Below are 21,476 nucleotides of genomic sequence, written 5' to 3'. Positions count from 1 at the left end.
GCCGTAGTGCACGTTGTCGCCGGCGATCGAGTAGGCGAACTCGTCGGTGCGGGCGATCCCGCGCAGCGACGCCCCGGCGCGGAGAAGGTCGGCGACGGCGGGGGCCGTGACCTTCTCGGGTCGCGCCTGTTCGAGGTACGTCGGGTTGCCCGCCCCGATGCGGAAGCCGGCGATCGCGAACAGATCCTTCACCGCGACGGTCAGGCCCGCGAGCGGTCCCTCCCACGCGCCCTGCTGGAAGGGGTCGCCGACGCTGCGCCAGATCGTGCGGTCGAACGGGGGCGTACGCGGTGCGACGTGGGCCGCGGTGATGAGCCATCGGCCGTCGAACCGCTGCCACACCTGGGTCTGCAGGCCGCGGCCTCCGCCGTGGAAGCGCGAGACCGACATGAGCAGGGCGGCATCCGCCGAGAGCGGCCGGTAGTGCACCTCGGTGATGTCCCGCGGGGGGACGCCTCCGCGCAGCGACCGGAACCCGCTGATCGCGTCGTGCCCGACGAGCAGTCCCGCCGGGTCGCCGCGCAGGGTGTCGGGCCCGGGCGCGAAGAAGGCGTCGAGCGCGTCGAGGTCGTTCGCGACGATCGCGCGCTCGTACGCGTCGAACGCGGCGCGCAGGTCGGCGGGAATCGGCGCGGTGCCGGGCTCCGGCGGGGTCGGCACCGGCCCGGCGGCGGCGGCGGTGGTCTCGGTCGGCGGGGTCATGGCATCCGTCACGAGCGTCGCCCGCCTCTCAGCTGCGTTGAGTGTCCAAGAAACCCGGACACCCAGGAAAATTGTCCGGGTGTTTTGGACACTCGACCGGAAGGAGCCACCTCAGGGACGCTCCGCCTGAGCGGCGGGCCCGCGGCGTCGACGTCCCGCGGCGCGCGCGCGACACGGGCATCGAAGACCAGGTCGGCGTCAGCGGCCTCGGCACGGGCCGGGGCGGCCGCGAGAACGGGGCTCATGCGATGTCTCCTTCGGAATCGGATGCCAACGCTTCGGGCTCCACGGCCGCGACACCCGCGAAGTCGGCTTCGCGAATGCGGGCGTGCACCCCCGAGACGATGTCGACGACCTGCGAGATGTCGAAGTCGGTCGCGGCAGAAAGGTAGGCGTAGGCGAGATGCTCGTCCATGCCCCACCGCCCGCCCAGAAGCGCGAGAGAAGACCTCACGCACGCGCGCATCGCGGCATCGAGATCGGGGTCCATCCCGGTCGGCACGAGGTAGTCGGGAGTCCGCACCAGCGGGCCGGTGACCTCGCCGAAGGCGGCGCGGGCGGCATCCGCGGGGATGACCTCGAACCGAAGGGTCGCCCGCAACGAGGCCTCGAGTGCGGTGAGCGCGACCTCGCCGTCGCCCTGTGCGAAGTGCGGGTCGCCGATGTACGCGAGCGCCCCCTCGACCTGCACGGGGAGGAAGAGCGTCGTGCCCTCGACGAGCAGGTTGATGTCGATGTTGCCGCCGTGGGGGCCGGGCGGAACGGAGTGCGGACGCTCCTCACCGGCCACGGCCACCCCCATCGTGCCGAGGAACGGCGCGAGCGGGAACGACACCGCGGGATCCCCGCCTTCGACGAGGGGAAGGGTCCCGTGCAGGATGCCATCACGCTCGGCGACCGCGGTGAACACGCTGACGTTGTGCTCGCCGCGCGGCAGCTCGCCGACGAGGGCGCCCTTGCCGTGACGGTTCGAGATCACGCCGTACGGCACGCGCGGGACGAGCGACTCGACCGTAATCTTCAGGAGGTCGCCGGGGTGCGCCTCCTTCACGTACACCGGGCCGACGACGACGTGCGGCCCGTCGGCGAAGGGGTCTCGAGCCACGGATGCCGCGATCTCGATCGCGTCGCGGAGCACCGCGTCGGCGGCGACGCCGTGCGCGGCGAAGTACGCGGCCGGGTCTTTGCCCTGGTCGTCGAGGATGCCCTCGTGGCTGACGGTGTCGATCGTGACGTTCTCTCCCGACGAGATCTCTAGCACGGGGGCGTCGGTTTCGCAGGGCAGACGACCCCACAGCACGGTGTCGGGCGCGGCGGGGAGGTAGTGGGAGGCGGGGATCGGACCGACGCCGGGCTGGAGGATCGGGACGACCGAGCCCTCCCCGCCGACGAACTCAGGTGCCCGTGCAGCCGTCGAGTCACGGCGGTCGAGGCCGCCCTGCGCACCGGGGGCTCCGGTCGTCGTCGACATCGTCACGCCTCCACCGTCGCGGCCGCGCGCAGCAGCTCGCGACCCTCGCGCTCGGTGACCGCGGCTCCGCGCCGGTACACCGAGGCACCTCGCAGCCAGGTCTCGCGAACCACCCCGGTGAGCGTCTGGCCGTGCCAGGGCGAGACGGGGTTGCGGTACTCGAGGGCGGCCGCGTCGACGACGAACTGCTCGTCGGGAGCGAACGCCACCAGGTGGGCGGGGGCGCCGGGGGCGATGACGCCGAGCCCGTCCAGGCCCGCGATGCGCGCGGGGCCGGTCGTCATCAGGGGCAGCAGCGACTCGAACGCGAGTCCCCGCTCTCGAGCGGTGGTGTGCACGGCCGAGAGGCCGGTCTGAAGCCCCGCGATACCGCCCCAGGCCAGGCCGAAGTCGGGGTTTCCCTTCAACTCGACCGTCGCGGGTGAGTGATCGCTGACGATCGCATCGATCGTTCCGTCGACGACGCCCGCCCACAGCAGGTCGCGGTTGTCTCCGCCGCGGATCGGCGGGCAGCACTTGAATGCTCCCGCGCCGTCCGGTACGGCCGAGGCGTCGAGGGTGAGGTAGTGCGGGCACGTCTCGACGGTGAGGCGGACGCCCTCGGCTTTCGCCGCGCGGACGGCGTCGAGGGCTCCCCCGTCGGACACGTGCACGATGTGCGCTCGCGCTCCCGTGCGGCGCGCGGCGTCGATGACGCGGAGGATCGCGGCGCGCTCGCTCAGCGGCGGACGACTGGCCTCGAAGTCGCTGTACCGCGGACCCAGGGCGCCGTCGGCGTGCAGGTGAGCCGGGTCTTCGGCATGGACGATGAGCAGCCCGTCGAACTCGGCGAGCTCGGCGAGGCACCGCTCGAGCTGCTCGGCGTCGAGGTGGCCGAACTCGTCGATCCCGCTCGGCGAGAGGAAGCATTTGAAGCCCACGACGCCGGCCTCGGCGAGAGCACGCAGCGACCCGAGGTTCTCGGGGACCGCGCCGCCCCAGTACGCGACATCGACGGCGAGCTTTCCTGCGGCGGCCCGGCGCTTGGCATCCAGTGCCTCGACGGTCGTGGTCACGGGAAGGCTGTTCAGCGGCATGTCGACGATCGTGGTGACGCCTCCCGCGGCCGCCGCGGCGGTGCCCGTGGCGAAGCCCTCCCACTCGGTGCGTCCGGGTTCGTCGAGGTGGACGTGCGAGTCGACGAGCCCGGGCAGAAGCACCGCGTCGGCGGGCAGCACCGTGTCGGCGGAAACGTCGAACGGCTCGAGGGAGGCGATCACCCCCTCGTCGATGACGACCGTGGCGGGCGCGAAGACCCCGTCGACGAAGACGCGGCGGGCGGCGATCCGGGTGCTCATGCCGTTCACGCTAAGCGCCTCGCGTTTCGCCGATGTAACCGTCATCAACATTCATGCGAACACCTGCGCGGTGACCGCGGTGCGAGGCGCCACCAGCGCGTCGTCCCGGTCTCCCGGCGCCCCGTGGCGCACGTCGAACGCCCGCGGCGGGCGCGCGTACTCGTCGCGCTTGCTCGTACCGAGGCCCATGCGCACCATTCCGGATGCCATGCCCACCGCCGCCGCAACCCCGTCGACGACCGGCACCCCGACGCGCGCCGTGAGCTCGGCGCACAGGTCCGCCATACCCGCGCAGCCCAGCACGATGACGTCGGCACCGCCCGCGGCGGCCTCGGCGCTGCGGGTCGCGATGGTCTCGACCGCGATCGAGGCGGTGTCCTCGAGGTCGAGCACGGGAATCCCCGTCGCGGCGAGCGAGACGCACGCCCGCTCCATGCCGTACCGCGACACGAGGTCGTGCGCGCGCCCCAGCGTCCGGCTGAGTGTCGTGACCACCCCGAAGTGCCGCCCCGACACCGCTGCCAGGTGCATCGCCGCCTCGGCGATGCCCACGACCGGCACCTCCACCAGCTCGCGCGCCGCGTCGAGCCCCGGGTCGCCGAAGCAGGCGATCACGTACGCGTCTGCGGGGTCGATTCCGTCGCGGTCCGCCGCGATCAGCCCGACCACGGCGGCGGCCGCCGCGATCTCGTCGGTGTGGCTCTCGATCGCCGCCGCCCCGACGCTCGGGCACACGGCATCGACGATCACATCGGGTCCCGCCACCCCCCGGGCGGCGTCCGCGATCTTCGCGGTCATCGCCCGGGAGGTGTTGGGGTTGATGAGCAGGATCCTCACGCGAGCGCCTCGCGAGAAGTCGTACCGGGGGCCGCGGCATCCGGAACCGTGTTCGTCACGACGGCGACCGGAGCCGAGACGGCCGACGGCTCGGATGCCGTGGTGGGGGCGGCTCCGTCGACGGTGCCGTCGGAGATGCCCTCGGTCTCGCCGTCGAACGTCGGGATGCGGGGGTCGAGACGCTCGAAGAACAGGAACAGCACGTACCCGAGACCGCAGCCGATGAACCAGCTGTAGTCGCTGATGGCGGCGATGTTGAACAGGCCCAGGTCGGCGAAGAGCTTCGGGAAGATCGCGATCGCGACCGTCGGAACACCCGCGAAGACGACGGCCTTGACCGCGTTCGGGTTGAAGCCGTTGCGGTACCAGTAGGGCCCCTGGGTGTCCATCGTGAACATCGCGTCGACCTTCACCCGCTGGCGAGCGGCGATGTAGTAGCCGGCGATCAGGATGCCGAACAGCGGGCCGATCAGCGCGCCCAGCACACCGAGCGAGTAGTGGATGGCGTCGGCGTTGGAGTACCAGTTCCAGGGCATGAGGAAGGTCGACCCGACGGCGGCGATCATGCCGCCCGCGCGCCACGAGATCTTCTTCGGGGCGACGTTGGAGAAGTCGAAGGCGGGCGAGATGAAGTTGGCGACGATGTTGATGCCGACCGTGGCCGTGACGAAGGTCAGGCCGCCGAGCAGGATCGCGAAGGGCGTATCGATCTGCTCGACCGTCTTGATCGGGTCGGTGATGAGCGCACCGAACACCGGCACGGTGGCCGACGCGGTGATGACGGTCAGCAGCGAGAAGAACATGAAGTTGATCGGCAGACCCCAGAAGTTGCCCTTCTTGACCGCCTCGAAGCTCTTGCCGTAGCGGGCGAAGTCGCCGAAGTTCAGCATCGGGCCGGAGAAGTACGACACGACGAGGGCGATGGCGGCGAACATGACCGGGATGGACGCCCAGAAGTCGAGCTGGGTCGTCGAGAGCGTGAAGGAGATGTTCTGGACGCCGGCCTGCGACACGAGGTAGACGGCGAGGATGATCATCACGACGTAGACGGCGGGGCCGGCCCAGTCGATGAAGCGGCGGATGACCTCCATGCCGTTCCAGAAGAGCAGGAACTGCGCGACCCAGAGGATCGCGTACGAGATCCAGCCGAGCGCCGACAGGCCCGCGAACGAGACGTCGAGCAGGGCCGCGGAGCCCGGGATGAACTTCAGGAAGATGATGTTGAGCGACTCGGCCGCGAGGAACGTCTGCACCCCGTACCAGGCGATGGCGATGAGGCCGCGGATGATCGCGGGGATGTTCGCACCCCGGATGCCGAAGACCACGCGGTTGATGACGGGGTAGGGCACGCCCGTCTTCTGACTGGGCTTGGCGACCATGTTCGCGAAGACCTGCACGATGACGATGCCCGCGATGAGGGCGACGAACACCTGCCACGACTGCAGACCGAGCGCGAAGAGCGAACCGGCGGTGACGTAACCGCCGACCGAGTGCACGTCGCTCATCCAGAACGCGAAGATGTTGTAGCTCGACCACTTCTGCTTCCGCAGGGGCGCGAGGTCTTCGTTGGCGAGACGATCGTCGTAGTGGGGCTTCATGTTGCCACCCCCGTGGGGGTGGCCAGCTGCCTCCACGAGATCGTGGGGGCCGGTGAGCGGGGTCGAAGTCATGTCAATCCTCTCAGGACGATGGATGCCACGACGTGGAGTCCGCGGCCGGAGTGGAGCTCTGATGTGAAGTTATTGGTTCACATCACCGCGGCGGTTTCGCGTTTGTAACGAGCATGTGAAGTCGCTCCTTCACACCCTCGGCGATCCTTAGACTCGGGGCATGCCGCAGCCATCCCTCGCCGACGCCGTCGAGACTGCCGCTGCCGCCGCTTCCTCCCACGAATCCGAGGCCACGACCTCCGTCGGCACCCGCATCCGCGACCTGCGGCAGGCGCGCGGCATCTCGGCACGCGCCCTCGCGAAGACCCTCGGCATCTCCCCCAGCGCCGTCTCGCAGATCGAGCGCGGCGTGATGCAGCCGAGCGTCTCGCGCCTCATCGCCATCACCGACGCCCTCGGCGTTCCGCTCGTCGCGGCCTTCGACCCGGCATCCGGTCGTTCCGTCGAACCCGCCGGCCCCTCGGGATTCACCCTGCAGCGCGCGGGCCAGTCGCCCGACATCGTGCTCGACAGCGGGGTGTCGTTCCGCCGGCTCACCCCGGGGTCCTCTCCCGGCGTCGACTACTTCGAGTCGATCTACCCGCCCGGAGCGGCCGCGCACGGCGCCGACGGGCTGTTCCACCACGAGGGGTACGAGGTCGGCACGGTCGTCGCGGGCGAGCTCACCATCGACTTCGAGGCCGAGCGCGTGATCCTGCGCGCCGGCGATGCCATCAGCTACCCCTGCTCGGTCCCCCACCGCCTGCACAACACGGGCGACACGGACGCCGTGGCGCACTGGCTGATCGTGCACGCCTGACGCAGGGCCCGGCTCACTACCCGCGGCGTCTTGCGTCACCAGAACAGGGGAAGACAACCAGGACAGGCCGCAACCGGTCGCAACAGCCTGTTCTCATGACATCCCCTGTTCTCGTGACCGCGAACCCCGCCCGGGATGTTGCCCACAGCAACATCGCCGACACATCCCGCTACAGCCGCGTAACGCGCACCGCCTAGCGTGGCGCGTATGCACCTCTCCGACTTCAACGCCGCCGACGATGCCGAAGCCGTCGCCGTCGCCCGCGTCTGGGCCGACGTTCCGGGCTGGGTCGACGCCGTCGTCGCGGGCCGCCCCTACGCGAGCGTCGACGCCCTCGCCGCCTACGCCGGAGATCTCGCCGCCGCGTGGTCGCCTGCCGACCTCGAGGCAGCTCTCCACGCCCACCCCCGTATCGGCGCGAAAGTGTCGGGCGACGGGGCCGAGGCCGCGGCATCACGTCGCGAGCAGGGCTCGATGGCATCCGCCGCCGACGATGACGTGGCGGCCATCGCCGCGGGCAACGCCGCGTACGAGGAGCGCTTCGGTCGCGTCTTCCTCATCCGCGCCGCCGGACGCACGCCGAGCGAGATGCGCGCCGAGCTCGAGCGCCGGCTCGGCAACGATCCCGACGCCGAGACCATCGAGGCCACGCGTCAGCTCGCCGAGATCGCCCTGCTACGCCTGCGGACCACCTTCGCCGACGACGCTCCCGCCGAACCCGAGGACGCCGAATGACCCACGTCACCACCCACATCCTGGATGCCGTGACCGGCACGCCCGCGGCCGGGGTCGCCGTGTCGCTCGCCCGCCTGAACGGCGCCTCCGTCGCCGAGGGCGTGACCGACGCCGACGGCCGCCTCGCTCTGGGCCCCGAGCGGCTCGACGACGGCGACTACGCGATCACCTTCGCCACCGGCGCGTACTTCCGCGGGCGCGACGTCGCGTCGTTCCACCCCGTGGTCACGGTCGCTTTCACCGTCTCGGGCGAGCAGCACCTGCACGTGCCGCTGCTGCTCAGCCCCTTCGCCTACTCGACCTACCGCGGCAGCTGAGGAGCGATATGAAGGTCATCGTCATCGGCGCGGGCGTCGGCGGAACCTCCGCCGCGCTCGCCCTGCAGAAACTCGGCCACGAGGTCGTCGTCTACGACCGCATGCGCGAGAACAAGCCGGTCGGCGCGGCACTGTCCCTGTGGTCGAACGGTGTGAAGGTGCTGAACTGGCTCGGCCTCGGGCCGCAGGTGGCCGCCCTCGGCGGCCGCATGGACGACATGGCCTACTACGACGGCCACACCGGCGACGAGATGTGCCGCTTCAGCCTCGCCCCGGTCACCGAACAGACCGGCCAGCGCCCCTACCCCGTCGCCCGCGCCGACCTGCAGCGGCTGATGATGGATGCCGTCGGCTCGACGAACATCCACCTCGGCAAGCAGTTGGTCGAGGTCACCGACGACGGCGAGACCGTCACCGCCGGCTTCGCCGACGGCACCACCGACACGGCCGACCTGCTGATCGGTGCCGACGGGGCCCGCTCGATCGTGCGCGACTACGTCACCGAGCCCACCGGCATCCGTCCCGAGCGCACCTACTCGGGCTACGTCAACTACAACGGCCTCGTCGCAGCCGACGAGCGCATCGGACCGCTCGATCAATGGACGACCTACGTCGGCGACGGCAAACGCTGCGCCGTGATGCCGGTGGCGGGTGACCGCTTCTACTTCTTCGTCGATGTGCCCGGACCCTCGGGCGTGGTCGAAGACCGGATGACGGCCCTTGAACACGCCTTCGGGTCGTGGGGCGCACCGGGCGTGCGGGCGCTGCTCGACGGCATCGACCCCGACGAGTCGCTCAACCGCGTGGAGATCTGGGACATCGACCCCTTCGACACGTGGGTGCGGGGACGCGTGGCGATCCTCGGCGACGCGGCGCACAACACCGCCCCCGACATCGGGCAAGGCGCCTGCTCCGCCCTCGAAGACAGCTTCGCCCTCGGCATCGTGTTCGCCACCTCCACCCTCGGCGTCGGGGACTCCCTGAAGCGTTACGAGCGCATCCGCACCGAGCGGGCGGGCGACCTCGTGCTGCGCGCCCGCAAGCGCGCCCATGAGACGCACGCCTTCGACGTCGCCGCGACGCAGGCCTGGTACGACGGCCTGCGCCGGGAGGACGGCACGGGCGTGATCCGCGGGATCGTCGGCAATATCGAGGGCAGTCCGGTCGAGCTGGGCGCGAGCGTGATGCGCTGAGGACCGCCGGGATTCTCCCGCCGTTCCGCATGGCGGCGTCCGGCGACGACGCCCCGGATCCTCATCCCGAGCAGCCGACTTCACCCGGGTGAACACCGCTGGGAAAAGTCGAAGAGTCCTCACTCCCAGCCGCGCGAAGGCACTATCTTCGTCGGCGAGAGGGGGCTCTCGTGTCGAGATTTTCCGTCGATCCCGAGGCGTTGCGCGCTACTGCCGCGCATCTCGATCGCGTCCGTGACTCCGCGGGCGCGTTCGTGGAGACGTGTCCGGCTGAGCTCGGTCACGCTGACCTGGCTCAGGCCACATCGCGTCTCGCCATCGACATGGCCGGCTCGTGGAGAGACGCGACCGAAGATCTGACAAACCTCTCCGAGCGGCTGAGGCAGAGCGCCGACCTCTACGAACGGACGGACCAGGATCTCGTCGTGCCGGGTGAGGCGGTCGACGGATGACGGAGCTCGGGTACACATCAGACCCCGTCGAGCTCGTCCCCGGTTCCGTGGGCGGCATCGACGAATTCGTGTCGCAGTGGCGCGAGCGTGCCCGCGCGGCGGGTGACATCGCCGCCCAGCTTCGGGGACTCACCGCGCCGGAAGGCTGGGAAGGCGTCGCCGCGGAGGGGTTCGCCGCCCGGCTTGCCGACGTCAGCACGCAGTGGGACCAACTCGCGGACTCGCTGCAGACGGCTGCTGAGGCACTGGACCGGTACGCCATCGTTCTGGGGTGGGCCCAGCAGAAGGCCGGCGACGCCATCGCAATGTGGGAAACCGCAAAAGCACAGACCGCGGCGGGTATCGAGAGCTACCGGCAGGCCGAACGCGAGGCTGGCGCGACAGGAATCCTTCCGCTGTACAGCGACGCTGGTGCCGCAACGCGAGCTGATGCCCAGAGCCTCCTCGCGTACGCACGCTCCGAGGTCCGCCTCGCTGGCGATACAGCCGCCGACGCCGTGACCGCCATCACACCGCCCGAACCGCTCACGTGGGAGAGCGCGGGCACGCTTCTCCTGGCAACGCTCGTCGTTCAAGGTCAGATGCAGTGGGACACTCTGGCCACTCTCGTGAATGGCACCGCCTCGGTCGGCAATGCGATCCTGCGCAACCCGGACGCGCTCCTCGCGCTCCTCGGCGGCGCAGCGATGATGATCGGTGGGGGCGCGACGGTCCTCGGCGGCGGCGGCCTGGCCGCGACCGGAGTGGGAAGCGTTCCGGGAGGGGCTGCCGTCGCCGGTGGTTTCGCAGTCGCCGGCGCCGGGGGCGCGTTGGCTGCCGCCGGGGCCTCGAAGCTGGCGGGCGAAGCCACGGGTAGCGCCGGTGTCATGCTGATGGAGAAGAACCATGGCGTGGACCGGGGTGACTCGCGAGATGAGAGCGGACATTTTGCTCGCGGGCAGGATTCGAAGCCGTGGACCGACAAGGAGAAGCAGGGGTTAGACGAGATCGAAGCTGAAGAAGGACGGAGCGTTCTTCGGAACACCGTACGAGCGTCGCTGGGAGGTTCGACTCAACACCGCTACTTCGATGGGTTCATCCGGCGCCCGGATGGCACGTATTCTGCGGTGGAAGTGAAGAGTGGCACAGCCATCGAAAAGTACCTCAGGAATGAAGGAAATCAACTCGGCTTCGACCAGGCCATCAGTCCGACAAACCCGGCGACGGCCACTCTGAATGGAGAAGTCATTCAAATTACCAACGTTATTTTGAAGGTGGTCCCGAAATGAAACGCCACTACTACACCATGGACGGAAGTTCCATGGAGTTCGGCTCCGATTTTCGCGGACCGCGGGAGCAGATCGCTCATCTCCTCAGCCTCCTGCAGCCTGATAAGAGATCGACATTCATTCTCGGCCCCATGCCTGACGAGGCGAACTTTGTCGAATACGTGTACCGAGGTGGCAGCCCCGTCTACCTCCAATGCGCCGGAACCTCCGACGCCATGACGATCGAATGGCACAAATACGACGACGACGGCCAAGACCGGCACTACATCGTCGGTCGAGGCGGTGACCACTCCGGGGAACCAACCGCTGAGATTCCCTACTTCGACGGAAAGTACACGGCGACCGTTTATCCCGACGAGGTGTTCGCACTCGACGAAGCGACCGACATCTTCTTCCATTACTACGAGACCGGCGAGATCCCAGCCGGGTACGAGTTGCGCTGGTACGACTTGACCTGGCCGAAGACCCAGACATGACCATCCGCTTCGACGGCGACCGCCACGCGCAGCTGGTCGACACACTCCGCGACGCCACCGTGGCCATCGAGGGCCACCTCGACGACCTCGACGCCGCCGTCACCGCGGGGCGCGCCGAATGGACGGGGGCCGCACGTAGCGCCTACGACTCAGCCCAGCGACAGTGGTCGGAATCGCTCGCGCGGATGAACGCGAGCCTGGCCGACGCCATATCCGGACTGGACGCCGCGAGATCGGCCTTCGAGACCACCGAGTCCTTGGCCACTCGCCTCTGGACCTGAACCGGATCGCGACGGTGTGTCACCGTATGACGCACGACCGCCGGTAGGGGCGGCCCCGCGTGGCACCGTGGATGCGACGTATCCGCACCGCTCACGCCGCCGGGAGGCCCCATGTCCGAGTACTTCGATCGCACCGCCGACAAGACGTACACCAAGGTCTACAAGGCCGAGACACCCGACATCCTGGCCGCGTTCGCCGCGTTCGATCAGGCCGTGTTCGCCCCCGAAGGGCGCGCCATCCCGCTGAAGTACCGCGAGCTCATCGCCCTGGCCGTCGGCATCACGACCCAGTGCGTCTACTGCATCGACGGTCACTCGCAGAACGCCGTCAAAGCCGGCGCCACCGAGGCGGAGCTCGCCGAGGCCGCGTGGGTCGCGACCGCCATCCGCGCGGGCGGTGGCTACGCGCACGGACGCCTGGCGTTCAAGCTCGCCGACGACGCCCGCCCCCACCAGCACTGACCCCGTGACGGACGCGCCGTCGACCCAGGCTGCCGAGACCGGAACACCGCAGCCCGGCCCGCTCGAGACCGAAGCACTCGAGCACATCCGCGCGCTCATCCGCATCGACAGCGTCAACACGGGCGACGCGGCCACGATCGGCGACGGCGAGACGCGCGCCGCGCTCTACGTGAAGAAGCATCTCGACGAGGTCGGCTACGAGACGGTCCTCGTCGAACCCCGGCCGGGTCGGGCGAGTGTCCTCGCCCGGTTGCCGGGTTCGGATCCGGATGCCGGCGCCCTCGTCGCGCATGCCCACCTCGACGTCGTGCCGGTCGACGTGGAGAACTGGACGCATCCGCCGTTCGGGGCCGAGATCCACGACGGCATCCTGTACGGCCGCGGCGCGGTCGACATGAAGGACTTCGCGGGGATGCTGCTCGCGATCGCCCGGGCCTTCCGTCGCGACGGCATCGTGCCGCGACGCGACCTCATCTTCGCGTTCTTCGCCGACGAGGAGGCCGGCGGCGTGTGGGGCGCCCGGTGGATCGTGCAGAATCGACCCGAGGTGTTCGCCGGCGCCACCGAAGCGCTCAGCGAAGTCGGCGGCTTCTCGCTGCCCCTCCCCGGCGATCGCCGCGCCTACCTCGTGGCGACGGCAGAGAAGGGCGTGACCGTCGCGACACTCACCGCCCGCGGATCCGCCGCCCACGGATCGAGGCCGACGAGCGACAACGCCGTAGTCCGTCTCGCCCAGGCCGTCGCGGCGGTCGGTGTGCACCGCTTCCCCGCCGTGCGCACGGCCACGCTCGAACGCTTCCTCGAGGTGTACGGGCAGGCGAGCGGTAAGCCGCTCGACACCGACGATCTCTCGCGCCTCGGGTTCGCGGCATCCGTCATCGACGCGGGCACGCGCAACACAGCGTCGCCCACCGTGCTCGCCGCCGGGGGCAAGATCAACGTCATCCCGGCCGCGGCGAGCGCGACGCTCGACGTCCGCGTGGTCCCCGGGCAGGCCGAAGCGGTCAGAGCGCAGCTCGCGGATGTCGTCGGCGACGACATCGAGGTCGCGTGGGCGCGAGACATCCCGGCCATCGAGTCGCCCGTCGACGCGCCGCTGCTCGACGTGCTTCAGGATGCCGTGACGGCGGAGGACGCGGGCGGAACGGTCGTGCCCTATCTTCTGCCGGCAAGTACCGACAACAAGCACCTGGCCCGACTAGGCATCCGTGGGTACGGGTTCGTCCCGCTGCGGGTGCCCGCCGACTTCGACGTGTACGGGCAGTTCCATGCCGCCGACGAGCGCGTCCCCGTGGACGCGGTGTATTTCGGGACGCGTGTGACGGCGCGGATCCTCCGCGACGCCTGAGGGCGAGGCGGCACTCCCACGACGGGCCCGACAGCGCGCGGGCCGAACTCCTGACAAATCGCCGGTGGCGCACGCGGCTGGCGCGTTGTTTCGGCCCCAGGGTCGGGCGTACTCGACTTTCTCCGGAGTTTGGCACGCGCTCGCCTACCGACAGCACTTCGGCTACGCGCCGAGTCGCACCCCTCAGCCGTAACCCACCGACGCGCGGGCCTTTCTCGTATGGCCCCGCGTGGCGTCGTGTTTCGGCCGGTGACCTGTCGTTTCGACGTGTGAAACGACGCCTCGCAGGACCTCCCGAGGGCGATCTAGCGTGTCGGTCACCCCCGGGGCCCCCGCTCCGGCGGGGAATCCGAGGAGCACGCCATGACCACCACCGCGCCGGCACCCACCGCCCGCCCGACGACGACACCGCCCGACGGCAGGGTCGACCTGGGCACCGTCACCGTCGTCCCCACCCGCCACTGGTGGCGATGGATCCTCAGCGCGCTGCTGCTGTTCGTCGTCGCGCAGTTCGCGTGGAGCCTCGTCACCAACGACCGGTACATGTGGGGCACGTTCGCGCAGTACTTCTTCTCCGAGCCGGTGCTCATCGGCATCGGCTACACCCTCGGCCTCACCGCCATCTCGGCCGTCGTCGGCTTCGCTCTCGGCACGCTGCTCGCCCTCGGCCGCCTGTCGCCGTCGCCGCTGGTGAGCTCGGCGGCGTGGGGCTACATCTGGTTCTTCCGCTCGGTGCCGCTCGTCGTGCAGATCATCGTCTGGTACAACCTCGGCTACCTCTACCCGACGCTGGGACTGGGCACGCCGTTCACGACCGACTTCTGGATCGTGGAGTTCCCCACCGTGCAGCTGGTCAGCGCGTTCGCCGCGGCGATCCTCGGCCTGGGCCTGCACCAGGCGGCGTACTCGGCAGAGATCATCCGCGGAGGGCTCGTCTCGGTCGACCCCGGCCAGCATGAGGCGGCGGCCGCCCTCGGCATCCCGGCATCCCGTCGCCTGTTCCGCATCATCCTGCCGCAGGCCATGCGCTCGATCGTCCCGAACGCCACCAACGAGGTCATCGGTCTGGTCAAGGGAGCGTCCGTGGTCTTCGTCATTGCGATCCCAGAGCTGTTCTACGCCGTTCAAGTCATCTACAACCGCAACAGCCGCGTCATCCCACTGCTGCTCGTCGCGGTCGTCTGGTACACCCTCATCACGACGATCCTCAGCGTCGCGCAGTACTACATCGAGCGGTATTACGCCCGCGGCTCGGCGCGGGCCCTGCCCCCGACGCCGGCGCAGCGCGCGCGGCGATGGGTGAGCGCGCAGTGGGCGCGGCTGGGCGACGCACCCCCGGGAGGGACGGATGCCAGGGGCCCGGCACGCGCCGGATCGCTCGGCGCGGAGGCGACAGATGCCGGGGCCCCGGCCGTCGAGAAGGGGCCCGGGGCATGAGCACGGTCACCGAATCCCGCGGACTCGTCGAAGTACACAACGTCCACAAGGCCTTCCACGGCGTGGAGGTGCTGAAGGGCATCGACCTGACCGTGCAGCCCGGCGAGGTCGTGGCCCTGCTCGGACCCAGCGGGTCGGGCAAGTCGACGCTGCTGCGCACCATCAACCACCTCGAGCGCGTGGATGCCGGATCGGTCACGGTCGACGGCGAGTTCATCGGCTACGAGCTGCGCCACGGCAAGCTTCACGAGCTGCGCGAGCGCGAGATCCTGCAGCGGCGGACGCGCGTGGGCATCGTGTTCCAGCAGTTCAACCTGTTCCCGCATCTCACGGCGCTGGAGAACATCACCGAGGCGCCGCTCGCGCTCAAGCGCCTCGGCAGGGAGGACGCCCGCGAGCTCGCACTCGGCCTGCTCGACCGGGTCGGACTCGCGGACAAGGCCGACGCCTACCCCCGCCAGCTCTCGGGCGGCCAGCAGCAGCGGGTCGCGATCGCCCGCGCGCTCGCGCTGAAGCCCCAGGTGCTGCTCTTCGACGAGCCGACAAGCGCGCTCGACCCCGAGCTCGTGGGCGAGGTGCTCGACGTCATCCGGGATCTCGCGAACCTCGGCACGACGCTCATCATCGTCACGCACGAGATCGGCTTCGCCCGCGAGGTCGCCGACCGGGTGGTCTTCCTCGACCAGGGCCTGGTCGTCGAGCAGGGGACTCCCGATGAGGTCCTGAGCCGCCCGCGGCATCCGCGCACGCGGGAGTTCCTCGCCAAGGTCCTCGGCTGACCCCGCCCCTCCCGCGACCCGCCACACTCGCGGGCCCGTTCCCACCCGTACCCGAAAGCCGCGGCGCGACCTCACCGCCGCGGCATCCCTTCCGCACCACCACAGGAGACACACCATGGCACTCAGCAAGAAACAGGGCATCGCGATCGGCGTGATCGCCGCGGCGGTCGTCGCCGTCGTCGGCGTCGGCACCGCGATCGGCCTCAGCCGTCCGGCCGAAGCGGTCGCCGCGCCCGAGCCCTCGGCATCCGCCTCCACCGGCGAGATCGAGTGGGTGCACACCGACGCCGTTCCCGACGCCGTCGCGGCACTGAAGGCGAGCGGCTTCCAGCCCATCGAACCGGGCAAGCTCACGGTGGCGGTCGGTGCGTTCGTGCCGCCGCTGAGCTACGTCCCCGACGGTGAGACGCTGCCCGCCGGCACCGAGCCGAACATCGGCTCGCTCATCGCCGAGAGCCTGGGCCTGGAGTACAACCCGGTCGTGGTGGCGTGGGCGGACTGGCCCCTCGGCATCCAGTCGGGAAAGTACGACCTCATCACCTCCAACGTCACCGTCACCGAAGAGCGCAAGGAGCTGTATGACTTCGCGAGCTACCGGCAGGACCTGCTGGGCTTCTCCGTCCGCGCCGACAGCCCGATCTCGAGCATCGAGACGGCCGACGACATCTCGGGTCTCAAGGTCATCGTCGGCTCGGGCACGAACCAGGAGAAGGTGCTGCTGAGCTGGAACGACGAGCTCACTGCCGCGGGCAAGGCCCCCGCCGAGCTGCAGTACTACGACGACAACGCCGCCGCGACCCTCGCGCTGCAGTCAGGCCGCGCCGACGCCACCTTCGGCCCCAACGCGACCTCCGCGTGGGCGGCGAAGGAGACCGGCGAGACGAAGCTCGTCGGCATCATCCCGGGCGGCTGGCCGCTGCAGGCCGACATCGCGGCCGGCACGAAGAAGGGCAACGGCCTCATCGAGCCCGTGCAGATCGCGCTGAACGCGCTGATCGAGAACGGCACGTACGCCGAGGTGCTGAAGGTCTGGAACCTCGAATCCGAGGGGATCGAGACCTCGCAGATCAACCCGCCGGGACTGCCGAAGTCCTGACCGCCCGCGCGGCCCGGTCCTTCACGGGGCCGGGCCGCGCGCTGTTTCTGATCGAATGGATGCCATGACCACCTCGCTCCCCGCCCCGCACGACCCACGGTCTGGGGGCCTGACGATCCGTCTCGTCGAGCCGCATGAGCACGCCGAGGCGGGCAGGATCACGGCCGAGGCCTACCGCCACAGCTACGAGGGGCTGACCGAGAGCTACTTCGCGTCGCTGGCCGACGTCGCGGGCCGGGTCGCGCAGGGCGAGGTATGGGTGGCCCTCGACGGCGACGAGATCGTCGGCACGGTCTGGGTCCCCCGGCCCGGCGAGCGCCTGTCGCCCCTGGCCCGGGAAGGGGAGCTGGACTTCCGGCAGCTGGCCGTGGCGCCCGTGGCACGCGGGCGCGGAGTCGGCGAGGCCCTGACCCGTCACGTGCTCGACCTGGCCCGCGAGCGCGGCGTGGAGCGCGTCGTGATGAACAGCGGCCCGGAGATGCTCGGCGCTCACGCGCTGTATCTCAAGCTCGGGTTCCGGCGCCTCACGGAGCGCGAGCAGCCGGTCGAGGTCGAGCCCGGGCGGTTCCTGGATCTGCGGGCGTTCGGGTACGACCTCTGACCCGGCGCCGCTGAGGCGCGTGGGGAGGACACCGAGGCCTCGACGCTCACTCGGTGCTGATCGTGTACTCCCAGGGCGTACCCGTGTAGGTGACGTGAACGGTCAGCGGCCGCGCCGATGCCGCGTCGGGCACGCGGATGACGTGGGTCGTCGGCGCCATGTCCGCCGTGCAGACCCCCGCTGAGCCCGCATCGAGCGAGAGCGCGACGGTATCGGCATCCTGCGCCTCGATGCCGGTGACGGTGGCCGGACAGCTCGAGCTTCCGTACGTGACGAGGGTGAGGTTGCCGTCGCCATCGAGCATCGCGGCGGGACCCTCATCCAACGGCGACGTCGGCTTGAACCACGACGGGACGCCCGAGTACCGCTCGAGGGCCACGCCGGGAGACCCGCACCCCGCGAGGGCGACCACGGCGGCGACGATGAGGGGCAGGGCGGCGGTGGAGCGTCGTTTCATCCTCGGACTCCGTTACTCGGCGGACAGGGGCGTGAGGGCGGCGATAGGGCCATCGTGCACCCGGCGGCTGGGGAGCCGCCGCGAAGAGAACGACCGGCAGATCCGGAACGCGCGGGCCGCAACCCTCATCCGAACGGGAGGAGAGGCGCCTACGTTGTCACTCGTGACCTCACACCCGGCCCGCGACCACACCGTGCGGGACCTCGCTTTCCGCTCCTTCTCGACCCGCCGGCCCGGAGCCCGCGTCTGTGTGCTGGTGCACGGCATCGGCATGTCGCACCGCTACCTCACCCGGCTGCACGCCGAGCTGGCACGGGATGCCGAGGTGCATTCGGTCGACCTGCCCGGCTTCGGCGGCCTGCCGAAACCGCGCCGGTCCGTCGGAGTGAACGAGATGGCGAGGGCCCTCGGGAGCGTGCTCGACGAGCTCGGTGTGCGACGCGCGGTGCTGATCGGACACTCGATGGGCGCGCAGTGGGTCGTGGAGCTCGGTGTGCAGCGGCCCGATCTCGCGGAGGCCGTCGTGACGATCGGACCGGTCACCGACGGCCGACGGCGCAACGGGATCGTCCAGGCGCTCCTGCTGGCTCGCGACTCGGCCCTCGAACCACCCCGATCCAACGCCATCGTGCTCACCGACTACGCGCGGTGCGGGCCCGTCTGGTACGCGCGGCAGACCCGCCCCATGCTGACGTATCCCATCGAGGACCGTGTCGCCCTCCTCGCGGCGCCGCTGCTCGTCATCCGGGGTGGCGAGGACCCGATCGCGCGGCAGGGGTGGGCGCAGCAGCTGAGCGGGAGAGCCGCCGACGGCTCCCTCGCCGTCGTCCCCGGTCACCGGCACCTCGTGCAAGACACCGCCGCTTCGCAGGTGGCGGGTGAGGTGCGCGCGTTCCTCACGCGGCGTATGAGCAGCACGGCGGCCTGAACGCGGCATCCGCGTCCGCTCACGCACGCGGCACCGGCGCGCCGGGGAGAGCCCGCGGGCCCGCCGACCACCGGGATGGGGTCAGCGCGGCTGCCAGGTGACGGCGAGCACCGTCACATCGTCCTCCTGCTCGCCCGATGCGGCGCGGGCGACCAGATCGTCGACGAGGGTGTCGATGTCGTCGCGCTCCGCGAGGAAGTCGGCGTATCGGTCGATCGACTCGAACGATCCCCCGAAGAGGTCGAGCACGCCGTCACTCACGCTGACGATGGTGTCGCCGGGCGCGAGCGGCGTCTCGACGCTCGTCCAGTTCACGCCGATCCCGATCGGCAGGTGACCGGACCGGAGGAACTCGGCGCCGCCGGCCGCGCGGCGCAGAACTGTCAGACTGTGCCCCGCGTCGGCCCAGCGCAAGGCGCCGTCCGGGGTGATGCGGGCGTGGAAGCACGTGGTGAACTGCACGTCGGCCGACTCGGCACTCAACCCCGTCGCCGTGCGGCGGAGGGCCACCGCGGGGTCGGCGTCGTCGAGGCTGCTGCGGATCACCGTGCGCACCGCAGCGGCGATCATCCCCGCACCGACTCCCTTGCCCATGACGTCGCCCAGGGTGATCGCGGCGCCGCCGTCCGGCGTGACGTACCAGTCGAAGAAGTCGCCGCCCACCGACCGTGCGGGCACGCATGCCCCGGCGACGCGGAACACCCCCGGCAGCTCGGATCCGTCGGCCGGCTGCAGGGAACGCTGCACGGTCGCCGCCGCCGACAGCTCCGCTTCCGCGATCCGCCGCCGATACTGCGCGGTCGAGAGCTTCTGCAGCGAACGGCGTGACAGTTCGTTCACGACGACGCCGACCGCCGCGTAGACGAGCACGGCGATGACGAGGCGCACGGACTCGCTCGCGCTCAGGCCGCGATCGGGCGACAGCACGAGCGGGAGGAGGAGGGTCCCACACACGCCGAGGAGCGGGACGAGGATCCGCCACCGCCCCGGTCCCGCCGCGATCCAGATGACCGGGAGCACGATGATGGCGAGGAACACCGACTGGGTATCGCCGGTCCCGTAGCGCAGCAGCCCGATGGCCAAGAAGTCCCCGAGCGGCAGGACGATCTCGGCTCGGCGCAGGCGCGCCGACCGCCCCATCACAGCCGCGAGCGCCAGCAGGACCAGGGCGGTCCCCGCGCCCTCCCACATGCGGACGGCGTCGGAGACCACCAACCACGGCGATGCGGCACTGGCGATCGCGGCTCCCACGATGAGGATCGCGACGACCGCTTGCTTGGCGAAGGGCTCCCCCGCCCCGCCGACGACCGACAGGACCCCGGCCTCCCGATCGAACCGCCGGGAGCGCGTGGCGGAGAACTGCTGAGTCACCCTTTCCATACAACCAGCGCCACGAGAGAACGGCCCTTCCCGTCGGCAATCACGACGGGCCTGCACCGGAAACGCAATCCGGAAGCGTCTGATCATCCGGCGGGGGCGCGCTCCGCGCGCGCCCGTCCCCATCGCGCCAGGAAGAACAGCACGACCCCGACGGCGAGGAGGATGACCCCGAAGATCCACACCGTCAGACTCTGCTGGCTCAGCAGCAGCACGCACGACGCGATCCCGAGCACGGGGACGAACGTCCACACTCGGAAGTGCGGGTGATCGACGCGGTCGCGGCGAAGGACGAGGACCGAGACGTTCGCGCTGAGGAAGACGAACAGCAGCAGGAGCACCACCGTCTCGGCCAGCAGGCTGAGGTCACCGACGAGGGTCAGCAGCATCGCCACCAGCGAGGTGGCCAGGATCGCGACCCAGGGCGTGCGCCGCCGCGGCAACACACGGGCGAGGGCGCGGGGCAGAAGCCCCTGCTCGGCCATCCCGTACGTGAGGCGGCTCGCCATGATCATCGTCAGCAGGGCGCCGTTGGCGACGGCGATGAGCGCGATGAGGCTGAACAGCCACGAGGGGATCGCGACCCCGCTCGCCTCGACCACCGAGAGCAACGGCCCGCTCGACGCCGACAGCTCATCGGGCGGAAGCGCGATGCTGCTCGCGAGACCGACGAGCACGTACACGAGCCCCGCCACGGCGAGGGCGGCGAACAGCGCCCGCGGGTACATCCTCGACGGGTCCTTCACCTCCTCGATCATGTTCGCCGACGTCTCGAAGCCGACGAAGGAGTAGTACGCGATGATCGCTCCGGCGAGGACGGCGGTCGCGACGCCGGTGCCCTCCGGAACCTGGGTGACGCGCGAGACGTCGCCCCCGCCCTCCGCCAGGAGCACACCGACGACCACCACGACGATGACGAGACCGCTCACCTCGATCGCCGTCATGACGACGTTCGCCCCCAGGGACTCCCGGATGCCGCGGGCGTTCAGCGCTGCGACGACGCCGAGGAAAACGATGGCCACCGGGATGACGGGCAGATCGACGAAGGTCGAGAGGTACTCCCCGGCGAAAGCGATCGACAGTCCCGCGGCGCTCGTGACGCCCGCGGCCAGCATGCTGAAGCCGACGAGGAAGGACACGAGCTTGTTCGTGAAGGCGCGTTCGGCGAAGACGGCGGCGCCGCCGGCGCGCGGATACTTCGTCACCAGTTCGGCGTACGAGCCGGCCGTGAGCAGCGCGAGCACCAGCGCGGCGAGCAGGGGCGCCCAGAGCATTCCGCCGACCCGCTCCGCCAGTACGCCCATGAGCGCGTAGATGCCCGCACCGAGGACGTCGCCGAGGATGAAGGCGAACAGGAGGGGTCCGCCGATGCCGCGCCGGAGGGTCGAGGGCGCGGGGGTGTCAGTCGTCATTCGGCGCACGGTATGTCGTCCTGACCCGCTCGCCGAAGACC

The 21,476-nt window shown here is 70.2% G+C and carries 22 protein-coding genes and 1 pseudogene; 15 read left to right on the top strand and 8 right to left on the bottom strand.

Features of this window, described 5'->3' with window-relative positions:
* Positions 1-57 precede the first annotated feature (57 nt).
* The 5 genes and pseudogenes from QE454_RS07530 to QE454_RS07510 form a co-directional block, all read right to left on the bottom strand.
* Positions 58-702: pseudogene (locus QE454_RS07530) on the bottom strand (AtzH-like domain-containing protein); the annotation flags it as partial.
* A 241-nt stretch (positions 703-943) separates the two neighbouring features.
* Positions 944-2,173, bottom strand: a complete 1,230-nt coding sequence (locus QE454_RS07525) for an acetamidase/formamidase family protein (RefSeq protein WP_373459418.1) — start codon at positions 2,171-2,173, stop codon at positions 944-946.
* Positions 2,174-2,175: 2 nt separating this feature from the next.
* Complete coding sequence (gene allB / locus QE454_RS07520) at positions 2,176-3,510, bottom strand: allantoinase AllB (protein ID WP_307456442.1); 1,335 nt, start codon at positions 3,508-3,510, stop codon at positions 2,176-2,178.
* Positions 3,511-3,561: 51 nt separating this feature from the next.
* Entirely contained in the window at positions 3,562-4,347 is a 786-nt protein-coding gene (locus QE454_RS07515; protein WP_307456444.1) for an aspartate/glutamate racemase family protein, read from the bottom strand.
* On the bottom strand, positions 4,344-6,017 hold the full coding sequence (locus tag QE454_RS07510; RefSeq protein WP_307456446.1) for an NCS1 family nucleobase:cation symporter-1: 1,674 nt from the start codon (positions 6,015-6,017) through the stop codon (positions 4,344-4,346). Before QE454_RS07510 ends, QE454_RS07515 begins: the two co-directional genes overlap by 4 nt.
* Before the next feature lie 160 nt (positions 6,018-6,177).
* Here QE454_RS07510 and QE454_RS07505 point away from each other — a divergent pair, with 160 nt between their 5' ends.
* The 14 genes from QE454_RS07505 to QE454_RS07440 all read left to right on the top strand — a co-directional run bounded on the left by QE454_RS07505 (position 6,178) and on the right by QE454_RS07440 (position 17,261).
* On the top strand, positions 6,178-6,816 hold the full coding sequence (locus QE454_RS07505; RefSeq protein ID WP_210072562.1) for a helix-turn-helix domain-containing protein: 639 nt from the start codon (positions 6,178-6,180) through the stop codon (positions 6,814-6,816).
* Between the two features lie 207 nt (positions 6,817-7,023).
* The gene (uraD, locus tag QE454_RS07500; protein ID WP_210072563.1) at positions 7,024-7,551 is read left to right on the top strand and encodes a 2-oxo-4-hydroxy-4-carboxy-5-ureidoimidazoline decarboxylase; all 528 of its coding nucleotides are present in this window, start codon (positions 7,024-7,026) and stop codon (positions 7,549-7,551) included.
* Positions 7,548-7,868: a hydroxyisourate hydrolase gene (uraH, locus tag QE454_RS07495; protein WP_307456450.1), complete on the top strand. Its 321-nt coding sequence runs from the start codon at positions 7,548-7,550 to the stop codon at positions 7,866-7,868. The genes uraD and uraH overlap by 4 nt, the downstream gene beginning before the upstream one ends.
* Positions 7,869-7,876: 8 nt before the next feature.
* Entirely contained in the window at positions 7,877-9,061 is a 1,185-nt protein-coding gene (hpxO, locus tag QE454_RS07490; protein ID WP_307456452.1) for an FAD-dependent urate hydroxylase HpxO, read from the top strand.
* 170 nt (positions 9,062-9,231) lie between these two features.
* Positions 9,232-9,513, top strand: coding sequence for a type VII secretion target (locus tag QE454_RS07485; protein WP_307456454.1), 282 nt, complete (start codon positions 9,232-9,234; stop codon positions 9,511-9,513).
* A complete protein-coding gene (locus tag QE454_RS07480) occupies positions 9,510-10,781 on the top strand; it encodes a WXG100 family type VII secretion target (protein ID WP_307456456.1) in 1,272 nt (423 codons plus the stop codon). The genes QE454_RS07485 and QE454_RS07480 overlap by 4 nt, the downstream gene beginning before the upstream one ends.
* Positions 10,778-11,257, top strand: a complete 480-nt coding sequence (locus QE454_RS07475) for a hypothetical protein (RefSeq protein WP_307456458.1) — start codon at positions 10,778-10,780, stop codon at positions 11,255-11,257. Before QE454_RS07480 ends, QE454_RS07475 begins: the two co-directional genes overlap by 4 nt.
* Entirely contained in the window at positions 11,254-11,538 is a 285-nt protein-coding gene (locus QE454_RS07470; protein ID WP_307456460.1) for a WXG100 family type VII secretion target, read from the top strand. Before QE454_RS07475 ends, QE454_RS07470 begins: the two co-directional genes overlap by 4 nt.
* 111 nt (positions 11,539-11,649) lie before the next feature.
* Positions 11,650-12,000 (top strand): carboxymuconolactone decarboxylase family protein, encoded by a 351-nt coding sequence (locus QE454_RS07465; RefSeq protein WP_055959812.1) that lies wholly within the window; start codon positions 11,650-11,652, stop codon positions 11,998-12,000.
* Positions 12,001-12,004: 4 nt separating this feature from the next.
* Complete coding sequence (locus tag QE454_RS07460) at positions 12,005-13,348, top strand: M20/M25/M40 family metallo-hydrolase (RefSeq protein WP_307456462.1); 1,344 nt, start codon at positions 12,005-12,007, stop codon at positions 13,346-13,348.
* 363 nt (positions 13,349-13,711) lie between these two features.
* Complete coding sequence (locus tag QE454_RS07455) at positions 13,712-14,785, top strand: amino acid ABC transporter permease (RefSeq protein WP_307456465.1); 1,074 nt, start codon at positions 13,712-13,714, stop codon at positions 14,783-14,785.
* A complete protein-coding gene (locus tag QE454_RS07450) occupies positions 14,782-15,564 on the top strand; it encodes an amino acid ABC transporter ATP-binding protein (protein WP_307456467.1) in 783 nt (260 codons plus the stop codon). Before QE454_RS07455 ends, QE454_RS07450 begins: the two co-directional genes overlap by 4 nt.
* Positions 15,565-15,679: 115 nt before the next feature.
* The gene (locus tag QE454_RS07445; protein ID WP_307456469.1) at positions 15,680-16,660 is read left to right on the top strand and encodes an ABC transporter substrate-binding protein; all 981 of its coding nucleotides are present in this window, start codon (positions 15,680-15,682) and stop codon (positions 16,658-16,660) included.
* Positions 16,661-16,724: 64 nt separating this feature from the next.
* A complete protein-coding gene (locus tag QE454_RS07440; protein WP_307456471.1) occupies positions 16,725-17,261 on the top strand; it encodes a GNAT family N-acetyltransferase in 537 nt (178 codons plus the stop codon).
* Between the two features lie 46 nt (positions 17,262-17,307).
* On the opposite strand, the gene QE454_RS07435 is transcribed toward QE454_RS07440, so the two are convergent.
* Positions 17,308-17,718 carry a hypothetical protein gene (locus QE454_RS07435; protein ID WP_210072577.1) on the bottom strand — a complete coding sequence of 137 codons (411 nt, stop codon included), beginning with the start codon at positions 17,716-17,718 and terminating at the stop codon, positions 17,308-17,310.
* Positions 17,719-17,881: 163 nt separating this feature from the next.
* Here QE454_RS07435 and QE454_RS07430 point away from each other — a divergent pair, with 163 nt between their 5' ends.
* Positions 17,882-18,646, top strand: a complete 765-nt coding sequence (locus tag QE454_RS07430) for an alpha/beta fold hydrolase (RefSeq protein WP_307456474.1) — start codon at positions 17,882-17,884, stop codon at positions 18,644-18,646.
* Between the two features lie 81 nt (positions 18,647-18,727).
* On the opposite strand, the gene QE454_RS07425 is transcribed toward QE454_RS07430, so the two are convergent.
* A complete protein-coding gene (locus tag QE454_RS07425) occupies positions 18,728-20,017 on the bottom strand; it encodes a PP2C family protein-serine/threonine phosphatase (protein WP_210072579.1) in 1,290 nt (429 codons plus the stop codon).
* A 92-nt stretch (positions 20,018-20,109) separates the two neighbouring features.
* Positions 20,110-21,435, bottom strand: coding sequence for an APC family permease (locus QE454_RS07420; RefSeq protein WP_210072580.1), 1,326 nt, complete (start codon positions 21,433-21,435; stop codon positions 20,110-20,112).
* Positions 21,436-21,476 lie beyond the last annotated feature (41 nt).

This window comes from Microbacterium sp. SORGH_AS_0454, from assembly GCF_031453395.1.
Taxonomy (GTDB): domain Bacteria; phylum Actinomycetota; class Actinomycetes; order Actinomycetales; family Microbacteriaceae; genus Microbacterium.
Note: the sequence above shows the minus strand (reverse complement) of the source record. Positions and strands in the feature narration are given on the sequence as shown.